Source organism: Nocardia vinacea NBRC 16497 (assembly GCF_000308835.1).
GTDB classification, from domain to species: Bacteria; Actinomycetota; Actinomycetes; order Mycobacteriales; family Mycobacteriaceae; genus Nocardia; species Nocardia vinacea.
In genome coordinates, this window is the sequence record NZ_BAGN01000116.1 from 40,306 (window position 1) to 54,876 (window position 14,571).

Genomic DNA, 14,571 nt, shown 5'->3' on the forward strand with positions numbered 1-14,571 from the left:
TCGCGTACTCTACTGAGTTCGCAGTTTCGTCCATTGCTCGTCTTCCCACATGACATCCCGGGGGATTCGTTTTCCATACGTCGTATCGCTCTCGCACCGTGACCGCACGCTCGCGTGCACCCGAGCACCCGCCGGAACCTTCCGCCGGCGGTAGGTGAGCAGGGCCCAGATCCAGCCCATTCGGTGCACGCTGCCGTTCGCATGCTCGGGGCGTATCGCGCAGGTGTCCAGGTAAGTCCCGGCGCGCAGCAGCAATCCGGCCTCGAGCGCAGCGTCGGTGATCCACTTGAGCGCGATTTCGGCCAGCTTCGGATCGTCCTCGAAGGTACCGCCGACGTCGGAGTGGACACCGGCGAACCAGGCCTCGGTGAGCATCGGCCGGTTTCCCTTCGGAGTGACCAGGTATTCCTCGTACGGACGGCGCTTCTCATCGATCGAAACGGCGTGGTGTGCCTTCACCACATTGGGCACCTGCCTGGTGAAGGGCCATTTCAGTTCCCAGCGCAGCAGCCCGGCGGCTTTGACCGTGTCCCATACGCCGAGGAATTCGACGGGAATCGAGAAGTCGCCGTCCGCGGACTTCGAGCAGAAGGTGCGCGCGTATCGGCGAAGTTCCGGCCAGTTCGTGGTCTTGCGGGTGTAGGCGCTGACGACGTACTGGACGAGATTTTCGCTACCCGGCCGCAGCAGGCCGGGCTCATGCAGTAATCCGGCCAGCGCTCGCGCGGTATACGCGCCGCGGCTGAATCCGAATACGAATACCCGGTCGCCCGCCTGCCAGTGCTCTATCAAATAGGAGTAGGCCTCGGCGAGATTCGAACGCAGCCCGCTGCCGACCGCTAGGCCCAGCACTCGCGAGAACCACCGGGCCGGAGGCGTCCATGCGCCCTGAGAGCTGAAGGTACCGACACCCGGGTCGTAGTAGGCGATCTGTTTCGTGGCATCGCTCAGGTCCAGCATCTCGAACAGGCGGACCACGTTGGTGCTACCGCTGGCGCGGACCTGATTGCCTGTTCCGTCGAGACAGATGACGATGTTCTTACCGGTGGACACGCAACGAGTGTGGGCCTGTCGAGCCGCGAAGTATCGAGTAGTGCGGTACCTGAGTTTCGCCCCCGGTCGGCGATCGATTTTCCGCGTTCGGTGGCACTGTGCGTAGTTAGACGATGCGCTCGGCGGGGAAATCGAATCGACCGCTCGATGTTATTCGATCGGAATCCGATTTCCTATTCCCTAGGGGAGTAAAACCGACTTTCATTCCGCAAAGAAGTTGTCGACTCAATCAAATACGCGGAGCATCATTATAGATATCCGGGTGCCGTTTGTCGGGGAACGTCATGGAAATCGGAAATGATTGGAAGTCCAATGTTCGTCAAGAAATTGATAGCGACCGCCTTTATGGCCGTTGCGGCGACCAGCATAGCCACTGCCACCGCACATGGTGAGGGGATGCTGACCGATGTCAGCCTCAACGCCGCGGACGGCCCGATCGCCTACACAACGACTCTCGCAGCCGATCACACAAGTGCTCTGGTGAGCCTGGCCTCCGGCAGATTCGTCGTCACACCCGATGCCGTCACGGTCCTCGCGGACAATGGTGCGGTAGTCGGCAGCATCCCGACGACACTGCGTACCGAAGCCGGACAGAGCCTCGCGGTGACACCGTCGCTGGACAGGACCAGCACGCAATTGACCCTCACGCCGGTCGGCGGACCGACAACTGAGGCCGTCGACTCCCAGAATATGCCCGGCGTGCACCAGGCCTGGGGACCGATTTCGATCGCTGTCGGCGCAACCATCGGTTGCTTGGTCGGTGTTGCGATCGGTATCTGGTTCTTCCTGGTCGGTGCGATCTTCGGATGCGCGATCGGCGCAGCCATCGGTGCGGCGATCGGCTTCTTCTCGCCGTTCCCGTGACAGGTCACGCATCGGAGGTAATCGAACACAATGCAAGCGGGCCGGGCGCCTATTGGCCGCCCGGCCCGCTTTTGCCCGCTGCGTTGCGCGCGTTACCTGGTCAGTGCCGTTTCGCGCGCGGGTGGGCGGCGATCGGCTGTCTTGGTTCGACGAACCATCCGGCGGCGGACCTGGGGGTCGTAAACGGCCAGGTCATCGTCGAAAGCCAGTTGTTCCCAGAGGAATACGTCGGTTTCCGATGCCTTCTGGGCGGATTGCTCCGACGTGTTCTCCGCCGCAGTGACATTCGGCTGGGGAGCCGAGATCAGGCGAACTGTGAATCCTTGTTTGCGCAGACTCATGGCACCGGCGGCCAGTGCGGCACCGCATGCGGTGACAGCGCTGAGCGTGGCGGCGAAATCGAGACCGGCGCTGGCGATTCGGTGTTCACCCGCGAGGTCGGTTGCCGAGTTATTTCCGAAGAGCCAGCTGAAAAGTCCGGACTGGTTTGCGGATTCGGTGATTTCGCGCAATTCCGGCGCTTTGCCGTTGAGGTAGGACAAGGCGGCGAGTACGAAAAGGGCGGCGGCAATGCTGCAGCCCAGCACCAGATAGGAAAGCAGCCGACTGCGGACCCGGAAAAACATCACGGTCGCGACGACCGTACCGGCGATCGCCAGGGTGGTGAGGACGGCCCAGGTGCTGCTGATGCTCACCACGGATTGGAATGAGCCGGTGGTGAATCCGTCGATCCGGCCGAATGCATTGGAGGTGACGGTGCCGTTGGGCCCGGTTGCCGAAATCCACGGCTGGAACAGCAGTAGGAAGGTGACCAGACCCAGACCCGGGGCACACAGATAACCCCAATCGGACCGTAGATCGAAACGTTGTGCGGTCACCTCGCCGATGAGATCGTCATCGTTCTCGGGGCGACCGAGCTGAACATTGTTTTCTTGCCAAGGCGTTGTGTGTGCCATTTCTAACCACACCTGCTGTGCCACTTCCGGTTTCGAGGAAGCGGACGCTGCGGGGCATGTCCTCCTGGGACGAATAATAGGAATTGGTACAGACGACATCGTCTGTTAACAGGGAGTTACGTTAGGACTCCGCGGTCGGCGGGGCAACGTGACCCCATGCACACGTAACTTGTGAAACGGCCGTGATACAAGCGTCGCCGAGGCGGGTGAATTCGATGAAACTTGCTCTCTTGTAGGTGTTTTCGCGGTCGGCAAAATGCGCGGGTAGCCGCGTCGATACGGCTCCGGCAACCGCGCCGACTGTGACCCGATAGACAGCCGCCTCGGGATGCCTACCAGCGCACCGGGATCGAGCTACCGAGTGCGCGGCAGTAACCGGTAGCGCCCCTCGAGCCCATCCAGCAGCGATTCGAGACCGACCTCGAATGCGTCCTGATCGATCCGCTGCTGCCGCTCGGCGAGTAGATGTGCCTCGTTCAGGTGCGGGTACTCCTCGGCATAGACCTCGGCGTCGGTGGGAAAGCCTGCGACGAACGAACCGAGCGATGATCCGGTGAGGAAGTAGCGCATCAGAGTGCCCACGGTCGTGGCTTCCCGGCGCGGCCAATTCGCCGCGACCAAACCGCCGAATACCGCATCGGCCATGCGTAATGCGTTGGGCCGGAGACCGGGTCCGCTCGCCAGTGCCGGGACGATATTGGGATGCGCGGCGACCGCGCTCCGATAGGAATGGGCCCAGCGGCGCAGCGCCGATCGCCAATCCGGATTATCGGCCGACAGCTCGCCGAACATCGAGGTATCCACCTCGCCGAGCACGGAATCGACCACCGCATCGATGATTTCGTCCTTGGTGCCGACGTGGTTGTACAGCGACGGTCCCTGCACGCCGAGTTCGGCGGCGAGACGGCGGGTCGAAACCGCAGTCAGCCCATCCGCATCGACGAGGGCCAATGCGGTCTCGATGATGCGCTCGTGGGTGAGCAGCGGTCGGCGGGGTCGGGCCATGTATCGCCTCCTCTCGGTGCTCGCATTCTTGCAGCAGCCGTATCAAACTTGCATCGCTAGTTTCTGTCCCGTACGGTTGGCTGGAAACTTGCGCTGCTAGTTTTGGAGAGCGATGACGAGATTCACCGGGCCTGCGGCATGAACGCGACACTGTCCCTGGCGAGCATCCCGGCCGAACAAGCGAGACGGCGACCCGACCGGATCGCGCTGATAGAAGGCGCGCAGCGAATCACCTTCGCCGAGCTGTGGCGCCGGGCGCGGAGCCAGGCCGCCGCATTGATCGAACTCGGTGTGCGGCCGGGCGACCGGGTGGCGCTGATGTGCCCGAATACCGCCGAATTTCCGGCCGCCTACTACGCGATTATCGCCGCGGGTGCGGTGGTGGTCCCGGTGCATCTGCTGCTGACCGCGGGTGAGGTCGAACATGTGCTGCGCGACAGCGATGCTCGCCTGCTCGTGTGTCATCCGTGGTTCGCGGAGGTGGGCCGCGCGGCCGCGACCGCTGCTGAGGTATCACTGGTCGAGCCGAATTCCCTTGATGCACAGCCCATTGCGAACTTTGTCACGCGGCGGCCCGAGGATCCGGCCGTGGTGTTATACACCAGCGGCACCACCGGTCGCCCCAAGGGCGCCGAGCTCAGTCACCTGAATATGGTGCTGAACGCGACGGTGAATGCCTTCGACGCCAACGATGTTCGCAGCGATGATGTGGCGCTCGGCGCGCTGCCGCTGTTCCACGTATTCGGACAGACGGTGTCGATGAATGCGACCTGGCGGGCCGGCGCCGGCCTGGTGCTGCTGCCTCGCTTCGAGGCCGGCGAGGCCGTCCGTCTGATGAAAGCACAGGGCGTCAACACTTTTCACGGCGTACCGACCATGTATGTCGGCTTGATCGCCGCCGCCCGCGACCTGCCGGATCCGCCGCGACTGCGGCTGTGCATCTCCGGTGGCGCATCGCTGCCGCAACCGGTGCTGGAGTCATTCGAGGAGGTCTTCGGTGCGCGGATCCTGGAAGGCTACGGGCTGTCGGAGACCTCGCCGACGGCGGCGGTGAACCAGCCGGACTTCGGCGTGAAACCGGGAACGGTCGGACATTCGGTCTGGGGCGTCGATGTGGAGATCGCGGATCCGTCCGAAACGAAGCGGATTGCGCTGCTGCCCATCGGTGAACTCGGCGAGGTGGTCATCCGCGGCCACAATGTCTTCAACGGGTATCTCGGGAAGCCGGAGGTCACGGCAGCGGCGGTGGTCGACGGCTGGTTCCGCACCGGTGATCTGGGCGTCAAGGATGCCGACGGCTACCTGACGATTGTGGACCGGATCAAGGACATGATCATCCGCGGCGGGTTCAATGTGTATCCGACGGAGGTCGAAGAGGCGCTACTGCGGCATCCGGATATCGCCGCGGTCGCGGTCATCGGAGTGCCGGATGAGACCTACGGCGAGGAGGTCTGCGCGGTCGTCGTGCCCGCGGCACCGGTGACCGCCGCCGACGTGATCGCCTACGGGCGTGCGCATCTGGCGAAGCACAAGTATCCGCGACGGGTCGAGTTCGTCGCGGAACTTCCGCTCGGGCCGAGTCATAAGGTGCTCAAGCGAGAGCTGAAGAAACAGTTCAGCTGAGTGTTTTTGCCCGACTGTAGGGGCGAAATAATTCAAAATACGAATTATCGCGATCTTTGTGATCGCGATAATGGGTGTCGGTCATGCTGCCTGTTATTCAGTGTATGCCACGACAGTATGTCGACCGTGTTCTTGTTTCGAAAGCGCAGTGACATCGAAGGAACGGACCGTAATGATGATCTTGCCGCTTTATTACGATTGAATCACGAAGCGGCAGGAAAGGTTTTGCAATGAAGCACAGAATCGGCCGAAGAGCGCTCGGTCTCGCCATTATTACCGGCGTTACCGCACTCGCCGCGAGTTCGGGCGTCGGCGTATCGACCGCGGACCCGGCTCCGCGATTTACTCAGCAGGAGCTCATCGACTACCTGAACGCGGGCTTGCGGCCCGCGCCGGACGGCAACCAGCCGAAGGCGATCGTCGATACCGGCAGCAGCTCCGGATCCGGTTCGCGCAGCCACGCCACGGCCGCCGTGGGCGAGGGCCCGGAAGTGTCGGCCTACCTGGCCGCCTTCGGATACGGCCTGACCCATCCCGATGCGGCCCCACCCGGCGCGAACCGGGCGAACTGCACCCCGTCGGCGGCCCATCCGCGGCCGGTCGTGCTGGTGCACGGCACTTGGCTCAATGCCTACGACACCTTCGCGTACCTGTCGCCGCAGCTCGCCCGCGCCGGATATTGCGTCTTCGCATTCAACTACGGTCGATCCAATCTGCTGGAGGGCGGTGGTATCGGCCCCGTGCTGCCGGGCCGCTACGGCGTCGGGCCGATGGAGGATTCCGCGCGGCAATTGAGCGAATTCGTCGATCGTGTGCGGTCGGCCACCGGTGCGGATCGGGTCGATATCGTCGCGCATTCCCAGGGCGGCCCGGTTTCCAGCCAATACCTCGAGTTCGATGGCGGTGCGGACAAAGTCGACAAGCTGATCACCTTCGGTGCGACCAATCACGGCACCTCCCTGATGGGAATGGCGACACTCGGCCGATTGATCACCAATCTCGGCGTGAACATTCTCGGTTTCTACGAACCGATCGTCGGCATCACCAATATCCAACAGGCTGTGGGCTCGACGTTCTACGCGGCCCTCAACGCAAATGGCGATACCGTGCCCGGAGTCGATTACACGACCGTCGGCACCAGCCACGACGAAGTGTCCAACCCATACGAATGGACCTTCCTACAGCCAGGCCCGGATGCGACGGTCCACAACATCACTCTCCAAGATGGCTGCCCGCAGGACATGTCCGACCACCTGACGATCATGTATTCCCCCCGCGCCGCATCGATCACGCTGCACACCCTCGACCCCGATGCCAACCGGAACCTGGATTGCACCTTCAATCCCTGGATGATCGGTGGCGGCGGAAAGCTCTAGTCCGCAACGTGATTCATCTCGACGCCGGGCGGTGTGGTCGATGTCCACACCGCCCGGCTGCGAAAGGTGTTGCACCGCAAGCTCACACCTCGAGATCCTCTTCGATGGACTTGAGGCGGTGCCGAGCCAGCGCGAGGTTCGCCCGGCCACGGTCCAGGGCGATATAGAGGAACAGGCCCTTGGACTTGCGGCCGGTCATCGGGCGGATGATGTGGTACTGGCCGGTCAGCGTGATGAGGACATCCTCGATATCCTCCTTGATCTGGAGCTGCTCGATGGTCCGCAGCTTGGCGCGCACCACCTCGGTATTCCCCGCCGCGGCGACCTGCAGATCCAGTGCCTTGGAACTGCCGAGCATGCCGAGGGCCATGCCGCTGCTGTAGTCGACGACGGCGGCGCCGATCGCACCGTCTATCCCCATCATGTCCTTCAGCGCCAGATCCAGATTCGTCATATCGGTTCCTTTCGATCGGTTTTCCAGGTCCGGTCTTTTCCGGAGTCGGTGGCTGTCAGGTGATCGGCGATATTGCGAGCTACCGGGCGTGATTCCAGGTGCAGGCGGCCGACATTCACCTCGGGTCCGGCGAGCACCATCAGCGAGGTCCAGCCCGCCGCGTAGATCACCGCGTGCCCGCCGGTGCCGTGCACCACGACCTCGCGGAATCCACCGCCGTGCGCGGTGACGGCCAGCTGATATGACAGCGACAGATGGGCCGAGGCCAGCGCGGCCATGCGGGTCGGCTCGATATCGGGTGGCAGATCGTGTGCGACGAGCAGTCCGTCACTCGAGGCGACGAGCGTGCCGGTCAGATGAGGCAGACGATCGCGTAGCGCCTTCAGTTCCGCCAGCACCGCCGCATTCGGTTCGGGTCCGGACATCGCCACCTTCGTCAACCTTCCCATCAACTCGCCGAGCAGTTTCTTCCGCGCGGTCACGCAAGCTCCTCCAACGCCGCACGGAGGCGGACGAGCACATCGCGATCGACCGGCTCCCAGCTCTGCGGGTGCGCGACCGGGGCCCGGCGCACCCGGCGCGGGAGAAATTGCCGCGGCTCGGTACCCAGATCGGGCGGCTCGATGAGTCCCGCCGCGGTCAGCTCGCGCACCGCGACCAGCGCGCCGTAGCTGGTGCGGCCCAGGTCGCGGGCGATGCCGGTGACGCTGCGCCTACTGTCGGCGGCGGCGAGTACCTCGGTCTGGCCGCCGCTGAGCGCGACGCGTCTGCGCCGGACACGGCGCACCGGCACGACGGGAGCGCGGTCGACCAGTTCGGCCGGCCATGGTTCGGCCTCCGGATCACCCCGCCGGGCGCACTCGTGCAGCAGTACCTGCGGCGGGATCTGGCAGACCGGGGTCAACCAGTGCGGCGGCGCCGATCGGAATTCTGGAACGACCGGCGTTGCGAGTAGAAAGTAGGCGGCGTCGAAGACCGACAGCAACGCCAGGGTTTCCAGTCGCGGTAGGACCGGCACACGGCCCGGATCGCCGGACGCGGCCCGCTGCCATTCCGCCGCGGTCGCTACACCGGCCGCGATCGCGAGCCGTTCCAGATCGGTGGTGCGCAGGCAGTCGGCGGCGGTTATCGCACCGTCTGCGAGGTGAAATGCGCCATCGCCCGCGCACAGTACGCCGGTGCTTCTTTGCTTTTCCAGTCGCCGCAGTTCGGTCGCGACGTCAACGACCATGAGCGTCCTCGACAAATTCGCCGAGAATTGTGCGGAGTCGAAATCTCGCGATGGCCAGATTTCCGGTGTCCTCGTCGAATAGCACGTGTACGAAAAGGCGACCGTCGAAGTCGCCGTTCACCAGATTCAACAGGTGATAGCCGCGGGTGCCGCACACGATGATCTCGGTGAGGTCGTCGTCGCGATCGGTCGCCAGCGCCGGACAGCCGAGCACCGTGCGGACCACATCAGTCGTGGTAGCGGCATCCTCGTGTTGATCGACATGGTCGTGCCGACCCGCCGCGGCGATCGCCAGACCGCTCGCGCTGTCCACCATCGTCACGCTGCGCGCACCGGGAATGTCCATGATGCGTTTCAAGCAGTCGTCGATACCGATCACCGCGCCCGGCCTGTCATTTCGGGGATTCCAGCGGTCCAGACGCTACACACTGCGGACAGGTGATGGAAGGCGAATTCTTCAGATTTCTGACCGAGCGCCGCATTTCCGCCGGATACGCGGATAAGAATACCTTTCGGTATCAATACCTTTCGGTATCAAAAATGTCGGCCGAGCCGAATGTGGCACGGAATACTCACTTTTCGGCTGCCGACGGCCGAATGTCATTCGGTATTAACTACTGTTGGTGTCGAGGCGACGAGAGTCGCGGTGGCAGTGGAGAACCGGCATTTCGATCAGCAAACGTATATGTCCAGCATAGCTACTGACTGGCGAACACGCGGCCAGGCGGCCGAGTTGTGCGGGAGACGGCGAAGCCCGGGCGGCATTCGGGGCGGGGCCAGTGTGTGGATGCCGGGCTCGGTGGGGTGGCGGGGCGGCTCCGGCGAGGAGGCCGAAACTCAGTGCGGCGCGAGGCTTTGCAGGGCGAGCGCGATCAGTCGTGGCATGACCGTCGCACCCTCGACGGTCCTGGGCTCGTGCAGATGTTCGGCGAGTGTGAGGTGGACCTGGCCGTGCAGCATGGCCCAGATCAGCGCGGCGATCTCGCGAACATCGCCGGGGATGAGGATCCGGTCCCGCTGCGCGTCGGCGACGAGTTCGTAGAAGTACGCGGCGCATTCGTCGGCGGCGTCGAGCAGCACCTGGCTAGGGGACTGGATCTGGTAGTCGCCGAATTCGAGGCGGTAGTGATCGGGGCGTTCCATCGCGCCGCGGGCGTAGGCGAGGCAGGCGCGATAGAGCGGGGTGCCCTCACCCGTCGTATCCGTGGCCGCCTGCCGCATCTGGCCGATCAACCAGGTCAGATTTTCCGCCGCCACCGCACTGAGCAGCGCGTCCTTGTCCTGGAAGTGGCGATAGGGCGCGGTCCGCGATACCCCGGTCGCGGCGCCGACGGCGCGCAGCGTGACATGGTCCGGACCGCCCTTGGTCAGCAACTCGCTGGCCGCGGCTACCAGGGCTGTGCGGGTGTCGACGGCTTTGTTCATCAAACGAGCATAAAAGAAAGTTGACGCTGTCCACAGGGCCGGTTAGGTTGACACAGTCAACACGATATCCGGTGTCCGAGGGGGACGACCCGTGACCGAGACCATTCCCCACCCCCGAAGGTGGGCGATCCTATCCATAATGTGCCTGGCGCTCATCGTCGCCGGGCTCGACACTCTGATCATCACGATGGCCTTACCGTCCATTCAGGACCAGCTCAGCGCGACGCCCGGCGAGTTGCAGTGGATGGTGGATGCCTATTCGCTGGCGTTCGCGGCGCCGATCCTGTTCGCGGGCGGACTCGTCGATCGCTTCGGTCGCCGACTCGGCTTCACCAGCGGCATGGTGGTTTTCCTCATCGCCTCCATCGCCGCGGTGCTTGCGGGCAGTGCGGCCACACTCATCGCGGCTCGGGTCGGAATGGGCCTGGGTGCTGCGCTGATCATGCCGTCCACACTGTCGCTGATCCGGCATATTTTCCCGTCGGAGGAGCGGGCCAAGGCCATGGGCATCTGGGTGGGCGCGGCCTCACTCGGTGTCCCGCTCGGCCCGGTGATCGGCGGCGTCCTGCTGGAGAATGTCTGGTGGGGGTCGGTCTTCCTGATCAATCTGCCGCTCATCGGCGCGGCGCTGATCGGCTGCCTGCTGCTCATTCCGGAATCGCGCAACGAGGACCATCCGGGTCTGGATACGGTCGGTCTGGTGCTGTCGGTGGCGGGTCTGCTCGCGGCCGTCGACGGCATAATCGAGGCGCCCGCACACGGCTGGACCTCCGCGCGCACGCTGATCCTGGTCATCGGGGGTGTCGCGGTGCTGGCCGGCTTCATCGTCTGGGAGCGCCGTGCGCGCAATCCGATGCTCAGCGATGCGGTCTTCCGCGACCGCCGGTTCGGCGGTCCGCTGGTGACGATCTCGACCCTGTCCTTCGGACTGTTCGGCGCGCTGTTCCTGGTCACGCTGTATCTGCAATTCGCGCTGGGGTATGAGCCGCTGAAGGCGGGCGCGCACATGCTCGCGCTGTGCACGATGATGTTCGCCGCGCCGTTGGCCACCAAGTTGGTCGAGCGGTTCGGGCTCGGCCCGGTGTCGATGTTCGGCCTGGTGCTGATGGTGGTCTCGCTGGTGGTGCTCGCCGCCGGTGACGCACCGTCGAGCGGTCGGGTGCTGCTCGCGCTCGGGGTGATGGGCATCGGCGTCGGATTCGGCACCGCGCCCTCGACGAATTCGGTGCTGGAGGCCACGCCCGCGCACCAGTCCGGCGCGGGATCCGCGGTCGCCGATGTCGCGTTCCAGTTGGGCGGTGCGCTCGGTATCGCGGTCATGGGCAGTGTGGTGACGACCGGCTATCGCAACGGGGTGACTGTTCCGGACGGCCTGTCGCCGAGCCTGCACGAGGCCGCCGCCAGTTCGATCGGCGGTGCCGCCGCGGCCGCCCGCTTCATCGGTGATGGTGGCGCCCAGCTGTTGGCCTCGGCGACCGATGCCTTCCTCGACGGGGTGCGCTCGGCGACGATCGTCGGCGCGGTGGTGGCCGCCGTCGGGGCGGTGCTCGCGGCCATCGTGCTGCCGCGCGGCCGCACGGAATCGCCCGCACCCGAAGCCGAGGAATTACGCGGCGACCTGGTGGCCTGAAACGTCGGGCCGGAGCCCCCCGACCCGTTTTGTTCGAAACCCAACGAAAGGACGAGAATTATGAGCTCGGCAAATCTGGACGATTTCATCAGCGACTACTTCGGCATGTGGAACGAGGCCGACGAGGGTAAGCGCCATGCCGCGATCGAGGCGATGTGGGCCGACGCGGCGGCATTTCACATCTCACCGGCCGGGGCGAGCTTCGCGGGGGTCCCGGACATTCGGGCGAATATCGACCGGGTGAACAAGCAGAACATCCAGGAGGCCGGTTTCCGGTTCCGGCATGTCAATACCGTGGCCAACCACGACTCGGTGGCATTGCAGTGGGAGATGGTGGACGGCAGTGACCAGGTCGTCGGCGCCGGTCGAGATTTCATCCTGCGCGGTGCGGACGGTCGAATGAATGCCGTCTACATGTTCATGGGTTTGTGATCGGGTAGGGGTGTGATCCCGCGATAGCTGCTGGGACGGAGGGCATTCCAGGAATATCGCAGCAGGATGCGTTGGTCCCGGGCGGACGGCGGAATCATAACGATTCGCTCCGCCCGGGATCTTCGCGTGTGCGTCGGCGGCCACCCGCATCGGTGGTCCGCCGACTTCGTGTTCGCGCATCGATAACCACGCAAATCAATTGCCCCCATTTTCGGTGGCATGGGAAGTCGGGCCGTAACGAACCGTGCTGTCCGGCAGATAAAAAGGGTGGGTAGGGTTTATTCAACTGCGGAATTCCGTGATTCGAAGAATCGAGCGTCTCGTGGAATTACCTGAATTTTTCGTGTGTATTCGTCGGATGAGCCGATTGCGATCTGACACACATCGACGGTCGCGGAAAATCTTGATAGCTTTGGTCGAGGATGTGCAGCGTCGCACAGATCGAATTCCTTGATTCGCTTTTCTGGCAAACCATAATACCGGGGGGTATTCGGTGAACACTGTAAATTCGATGAAATCGCACGCTCGGGAGCAATTCCCGCAGTCGCCATACCGTGTGCTCGGCCCGCTGAAGGTGCCAGGTGTCGTCCGGGGCCCGAAGGTGCGGCGACTGATGGCCCTACTGCTGGTCAATGCCGGGGAGGTGGTCTCGATGGACGCCATGGTCGACGAGTTGTGGGGTGACAACCCACCGAGTCAGGCCACCTCCACCGCTCGCACGCACGTCTATCACCTGCGCAAGATGCTCGCCGGGGGGTCGGCGCTGTCTACCGTGGAGGGTGCGGATGCGTTGGTCACCTGGCCGTGCGGCTATCAGCTGTGTGTGCCGCACCAGCAGATCGACAGCCGGATCTTCGGCCAGCTCGTCGATAAGGGGCGCACCCAGATGCACGCCGGTGCGTTCGCCGAGGCCAGGGAAAGCCTGCAGTCGGCACTGGCGCTGTGGCAGGGCCGGGCCCTGGCCGATCTGGTGCTCGGTGAAATCCTGTCCCGCCACGTCGCCCATCTGCACGATCTCAAGACCCGCGCACAGGAACTGCGTATCGAGGCCGATATGCGGTTGGGCCTGCATCGCGACCTCATTCCGGAACTGCGCAGCCTGATCGCGCTCGATCCGCTCAACGAGTGGTTGCACGCGCGCCTGATCGAGGCACTGCACGCCAGTGGGCGTCGCAGCGAGGCGCTGCGGGCCTATCACGAACTGCGCGTGCTGCTCGACCGCGAATTGGGTCTCGGCCCGAGCGATGAACTGCGACGGCTGCAGCGCGAGATCCTGACCGCCGACGCGCAGCCGCCCGCCCTGCGTCCCGTCGCTCGATGACTCGGCGGCAGTTGGCGGATGGGGGCGGGCATGACGGTTCGAGGCGAGAAACCGGATCTGCAGCTGCGAGTCGGTAACCGCGTGGAGTTGGCCGGTCGGCTGCTCGAGCAGTACGCGCACACCTGGCCGCCGGAGCCGGAGGTACTGCGGCGGGCACGGTCGGCGCTCGATGATGCGCTGGCGGCGTTGGGGGAGCTTGCGGTTCCGGTGCCAACGGGCCGGAACCTGCTGTCGCCACGGGAACGCGAGATCGTGGATCTGGTGGCAATGGCATTGAGCAACAGGCAGATTGCGGTTCGATTGGCGATTACGGAGGGGACCGTCAAACGGCATCTGCGCAATATCTTCACCAAACTCGGTGCGGTATCGCGGCTCGATGTGGTGAACAAGGCAGGCGGACAAGCGCATTCGGATCCGGCGAGGCGTGGCGCATGAAACGGGCCGGAACCTCGATCGGTTCCGGCCCGCTCATTTGCGGAATCTATCGGTTGCGGACCACCAGGCAACCGACATTCCCGTCGAGACCGACCGTGGTGACCAGACCGATGGCCCCAGCGGCGGCGTCCTCCCGCTTCCAGGTCGCCAGCAGTGCGGCGAGTTGCAGTGCGCCACTTGCGCTATAGGTGTCGCCGACGACCGCGGACGTATCGATCCGGCGCGGCTGCTCGCCGACGGTGGCGCCCAGCGCGAGCTGTTCGGCGCGAGCCAGGCCGGAATTTCGGCTCGCCGTCACCGCGACGGCGGCTACGTCCTCCGGTGTCACACCACTGCGTTGCAGCGCGCGATCGATTCGGATGGCGAGACCGTCACCGAGCCGTTGCTGCGGCCCGGCCAATCCGATCTCGCAGGCCAGCAGTTCGGCCGCCGGCTGCTCGACGGTGGCGGCATCGGCCACCGCGAACAATGCGCATCCCTCGCCCATAGGCGCTGTGGCGGGCAGTAATTCGGCCTGCCGCCAACCCCAGGCATACGGCGCGGACAGTTCCTCGACACCACCGGCGAGCAGGCGCTCGGCCCGGCCGAGGGCGATCGCCATCCGGGCATACCGGAACGCGAGCAGGCTGGATGCGGCACCACCCGACAGCGTGGCATTGACGCCCTTCAGCTGATGCCGGATCGCGATATGACCGGCGGTGCTGTTCATCACCGTATTGGGAATCTGCGCGGGATTGACCAGATAGGGCAGATCCTGGCGCAGGGT

At 64.3% G+C, this 14,571-nt stretch carries 16 protein-coding genes; 7 read left to right on the forward strand and 9 right to left on the reverse strand.

The features are described 5' to 3' along the window. Positions 1-9: 9 nt before the first annotated feature. The gene (locus ON44_RS16345) at positions 10-1,053 is read right to left on the reverse strand and encodes a T6SS phospholipase effector Tle1-like catalytic domain-containing protein (protein WP_040690860.1); all 1,044 of its coding nucleotides are present in this window, start codon (positions 1,051-1,053) and stop codon (positions 10-12) included. Positions 1,054-1,350: 297 nt separating this feature from the next. Between ON44_RS16345 and ON44_RS16350 the strand changes: the two genes are divergently transcribed. After that, positions 1,351-1,917 carry a DUF8020 domain-containing protein gene (locus ON44_RS16350; RefSeq protein WP_245567185.1) on the forward strand — a complete coding sequence of 189 codons (567 nt, stop codon included), beginning with the start codon at positions 1,351-1,353 and terminating at the stop codon, positions 1,915-1,917. Positions 1,918-2,009: 92 nt separating this feature from the next. On the opposite strand, the gene ON44_RS16355 is transcribed toward ON44_RS16350, so the two are convergent. Then, on the reverse strand, positions 2,010-2,873 hold the full coding sequence (locus tag ON44_RS16355) for a hypothetical protein (protein ID WP_040690863.1): 864 nt from the start codon (positions 2,871-2,873) through the stop codon (positions 2,010-2,012). Between the two features lie 354 nt (positions 2,874-3,227). Next, complete coding sequence (locus ON44_RS16360) at positions 3,228-3,878, reverse strand: TetR/AcrR family transcriptional regulator (RefSeq protein ID WP_040690864.1); 651 nt, start codon at positions 3,876-3,878, stop codon at positions 3,228-3,230. A 102-nt stretch (positions 3,879-3,980) separates the two neighbouring features. Here ON44_RS16360 and ON44_RS16365 point away from each other — a divergent pair, with 102 nt between their 5' ends. Together ON44_RS16365 and ON44_RS16370 are read left to right on the forward strand one after the other, a co-directional pair. Further along, positions 3,981-5,501: a long-chain-fatty-acid--CoA ligase gene (locus ON44_RS16365; protein ID WP_245567186.1), complete on the forward strand. Its 1,521-nt coding sequence runs from the start codon at positions 3,981-3,983 to the stop codon at positions 5,499-5,501. Between the two features lie 230 nt (positions 5,502-5,731). Continuing rightward, positions 5,732-6,877: an esterase/lipase family protein gene (locus ON44_RS16370; protein ID WP_040690867.1), complete on the forward strand. Its 1,146-nt coding sequence runs from the start codon at positions 5,732-5,734 to the stop codon at positions 6,875-6,877. An 82-nt stretch (positions 6,878-6,959) separates the two neighbouring features. Here the strand turns inward: ON44_RS16370 and ON44_RS16375 are convergent, their stop codons facing one another. The 5 genes from ON44_RS16375 to ON44_RS16395 all read right to left on the reverse strand — a co-directional run bounded on the left by ON44_RS16375 (position 6,960) and on the right by ON44_RS16395 (position 9,987). Beyond that, positions 6,960-7,331 carry a hypothetical protein gene (locus tag ON44_RS16375; RefSeq protein ID WP_040690869.1) on the reverse strand — a complete coding sequence of 124 codons (372 nt, stop codon included), beginning with the start codon at positions 7,329-7,331 and terminating at the stop codon, positions 6,960-6,962. Beyond that, positions 7,328-7,813: a roadblock/LC7 domain-containing protein gene (locus ON44_RS16380; protein ID WP_245567187.1), complete on the reverse strand. Its 486-nt coding sequence runs from the start codon at positions 7,811-7,813 to the stop codon at positions 7,328-7,330. The genes ON44_RS16375 and ON44_RS16380 overlap by 4 nt, the downstream gene beginning before the upstream one ends. After that, a complete protein-coding gene (locus ON44_RS16385) occupies positions 7,810-8,562 on the reverse strand; it encodes a hypothetical protein (RefSeq protein WP_157187183.1) in 753 nt (250 codons plus the stop codon). Before ON44_RS16385 ends, ON44_RS16380 begins: the two co-directional genes overlap by 4 nt. After that, positions 8,552-8,920: a hypothetical protein gene (locus ON44_RS16390; RefSeq protein WP_245567188.1), complete on the reverse strand. Its 369-nt coding sequence runs from the start codon at positions 8,918-8,920 to the stop codon at positions 8,552-8,554. The genes ON44_RS16385 and ON44_RS16390 overlap by 11 nt, the downstream gene beginning before the upstream one ends. A gap of 479 nt (positions 8,921-9,399) precedes the next feature. Next, positions 9,400-9,987, reverse strand: coding sequence for a TetR/AcrR family transcriptional regulator (locus tag ON44_RS16395; RefSeq protein ID WP_040690871.1), 588 nt, complete (start codon positions 9,985-9,987; stop codon positions 9,400-9,402). 139 nt (positions 9,988-10,126) lie between these two features. Between ON44_RS16395 and ON44_RS16400 the strand changes: the two genes are divergently transcribed. From ON44_RS16400 to ON44_RS53445, 4 genes are all read left to right on the forward strand, one after another. Further along, complete coding sequence (locus ON44_RS16400; protein WP_063721576.1) at positions 10,127-11,617, forward strand: DHA2 family efflux MFS transporter permease subunit; 1,491 nt, start codon at positions 10,127-10,129, stop codon at positions 11,615-11,617. Between the two features lie 60 nt (positions 11,618-11,677). Beyond that, entirely contained in the window at positions 11,678-12,049 is a 372-nt protein-coding gene (locus ON44_RS16405) for a nuclear transport factor 2 family protein (protein ID WP_040690873.1), read from the forward strand. Between the two features lie 511 nt (positions 12,050-12,560). Next, positions 12,561-13,370 (forward strand): AfsR/SARP family transcriptional regulator, encoded by an 810-nt coding sequence (locus ON44_RS16410; protein ID WP_051182091.1) that lies wholly within the window; start codon positions 12,561-12,563, stop codon positions 13,368-13,370. Between the two features lie 30 nt (positions 13,371-13,400). Further along, positions 13,401-13,805 (forward strand): helix-turn-helix domain-containing protein, encoded by a 405-nt coding sequence (locus tag ON44_RS53445; RefSeq protein ID WP_040690874.1) that lies wholly within the window; start codon positions 13,401-13,403, stop codon positions 13,803-13,805. Between the two features lie 46 nt (positions 13,806-13,851). Here ON44_RS53445 and ON44_RS16420 read toward each other — a convergent pair. After that, positions 13,852-14,571 (reverse strand): beta-ketoacyl synthase N-terminal-like domain-containing protein (locus tag ON44_RS16420; RefSeq protein ID WP_040690876.1); only part of this gene is annotated, 720 nt, incomplete at its 5' end.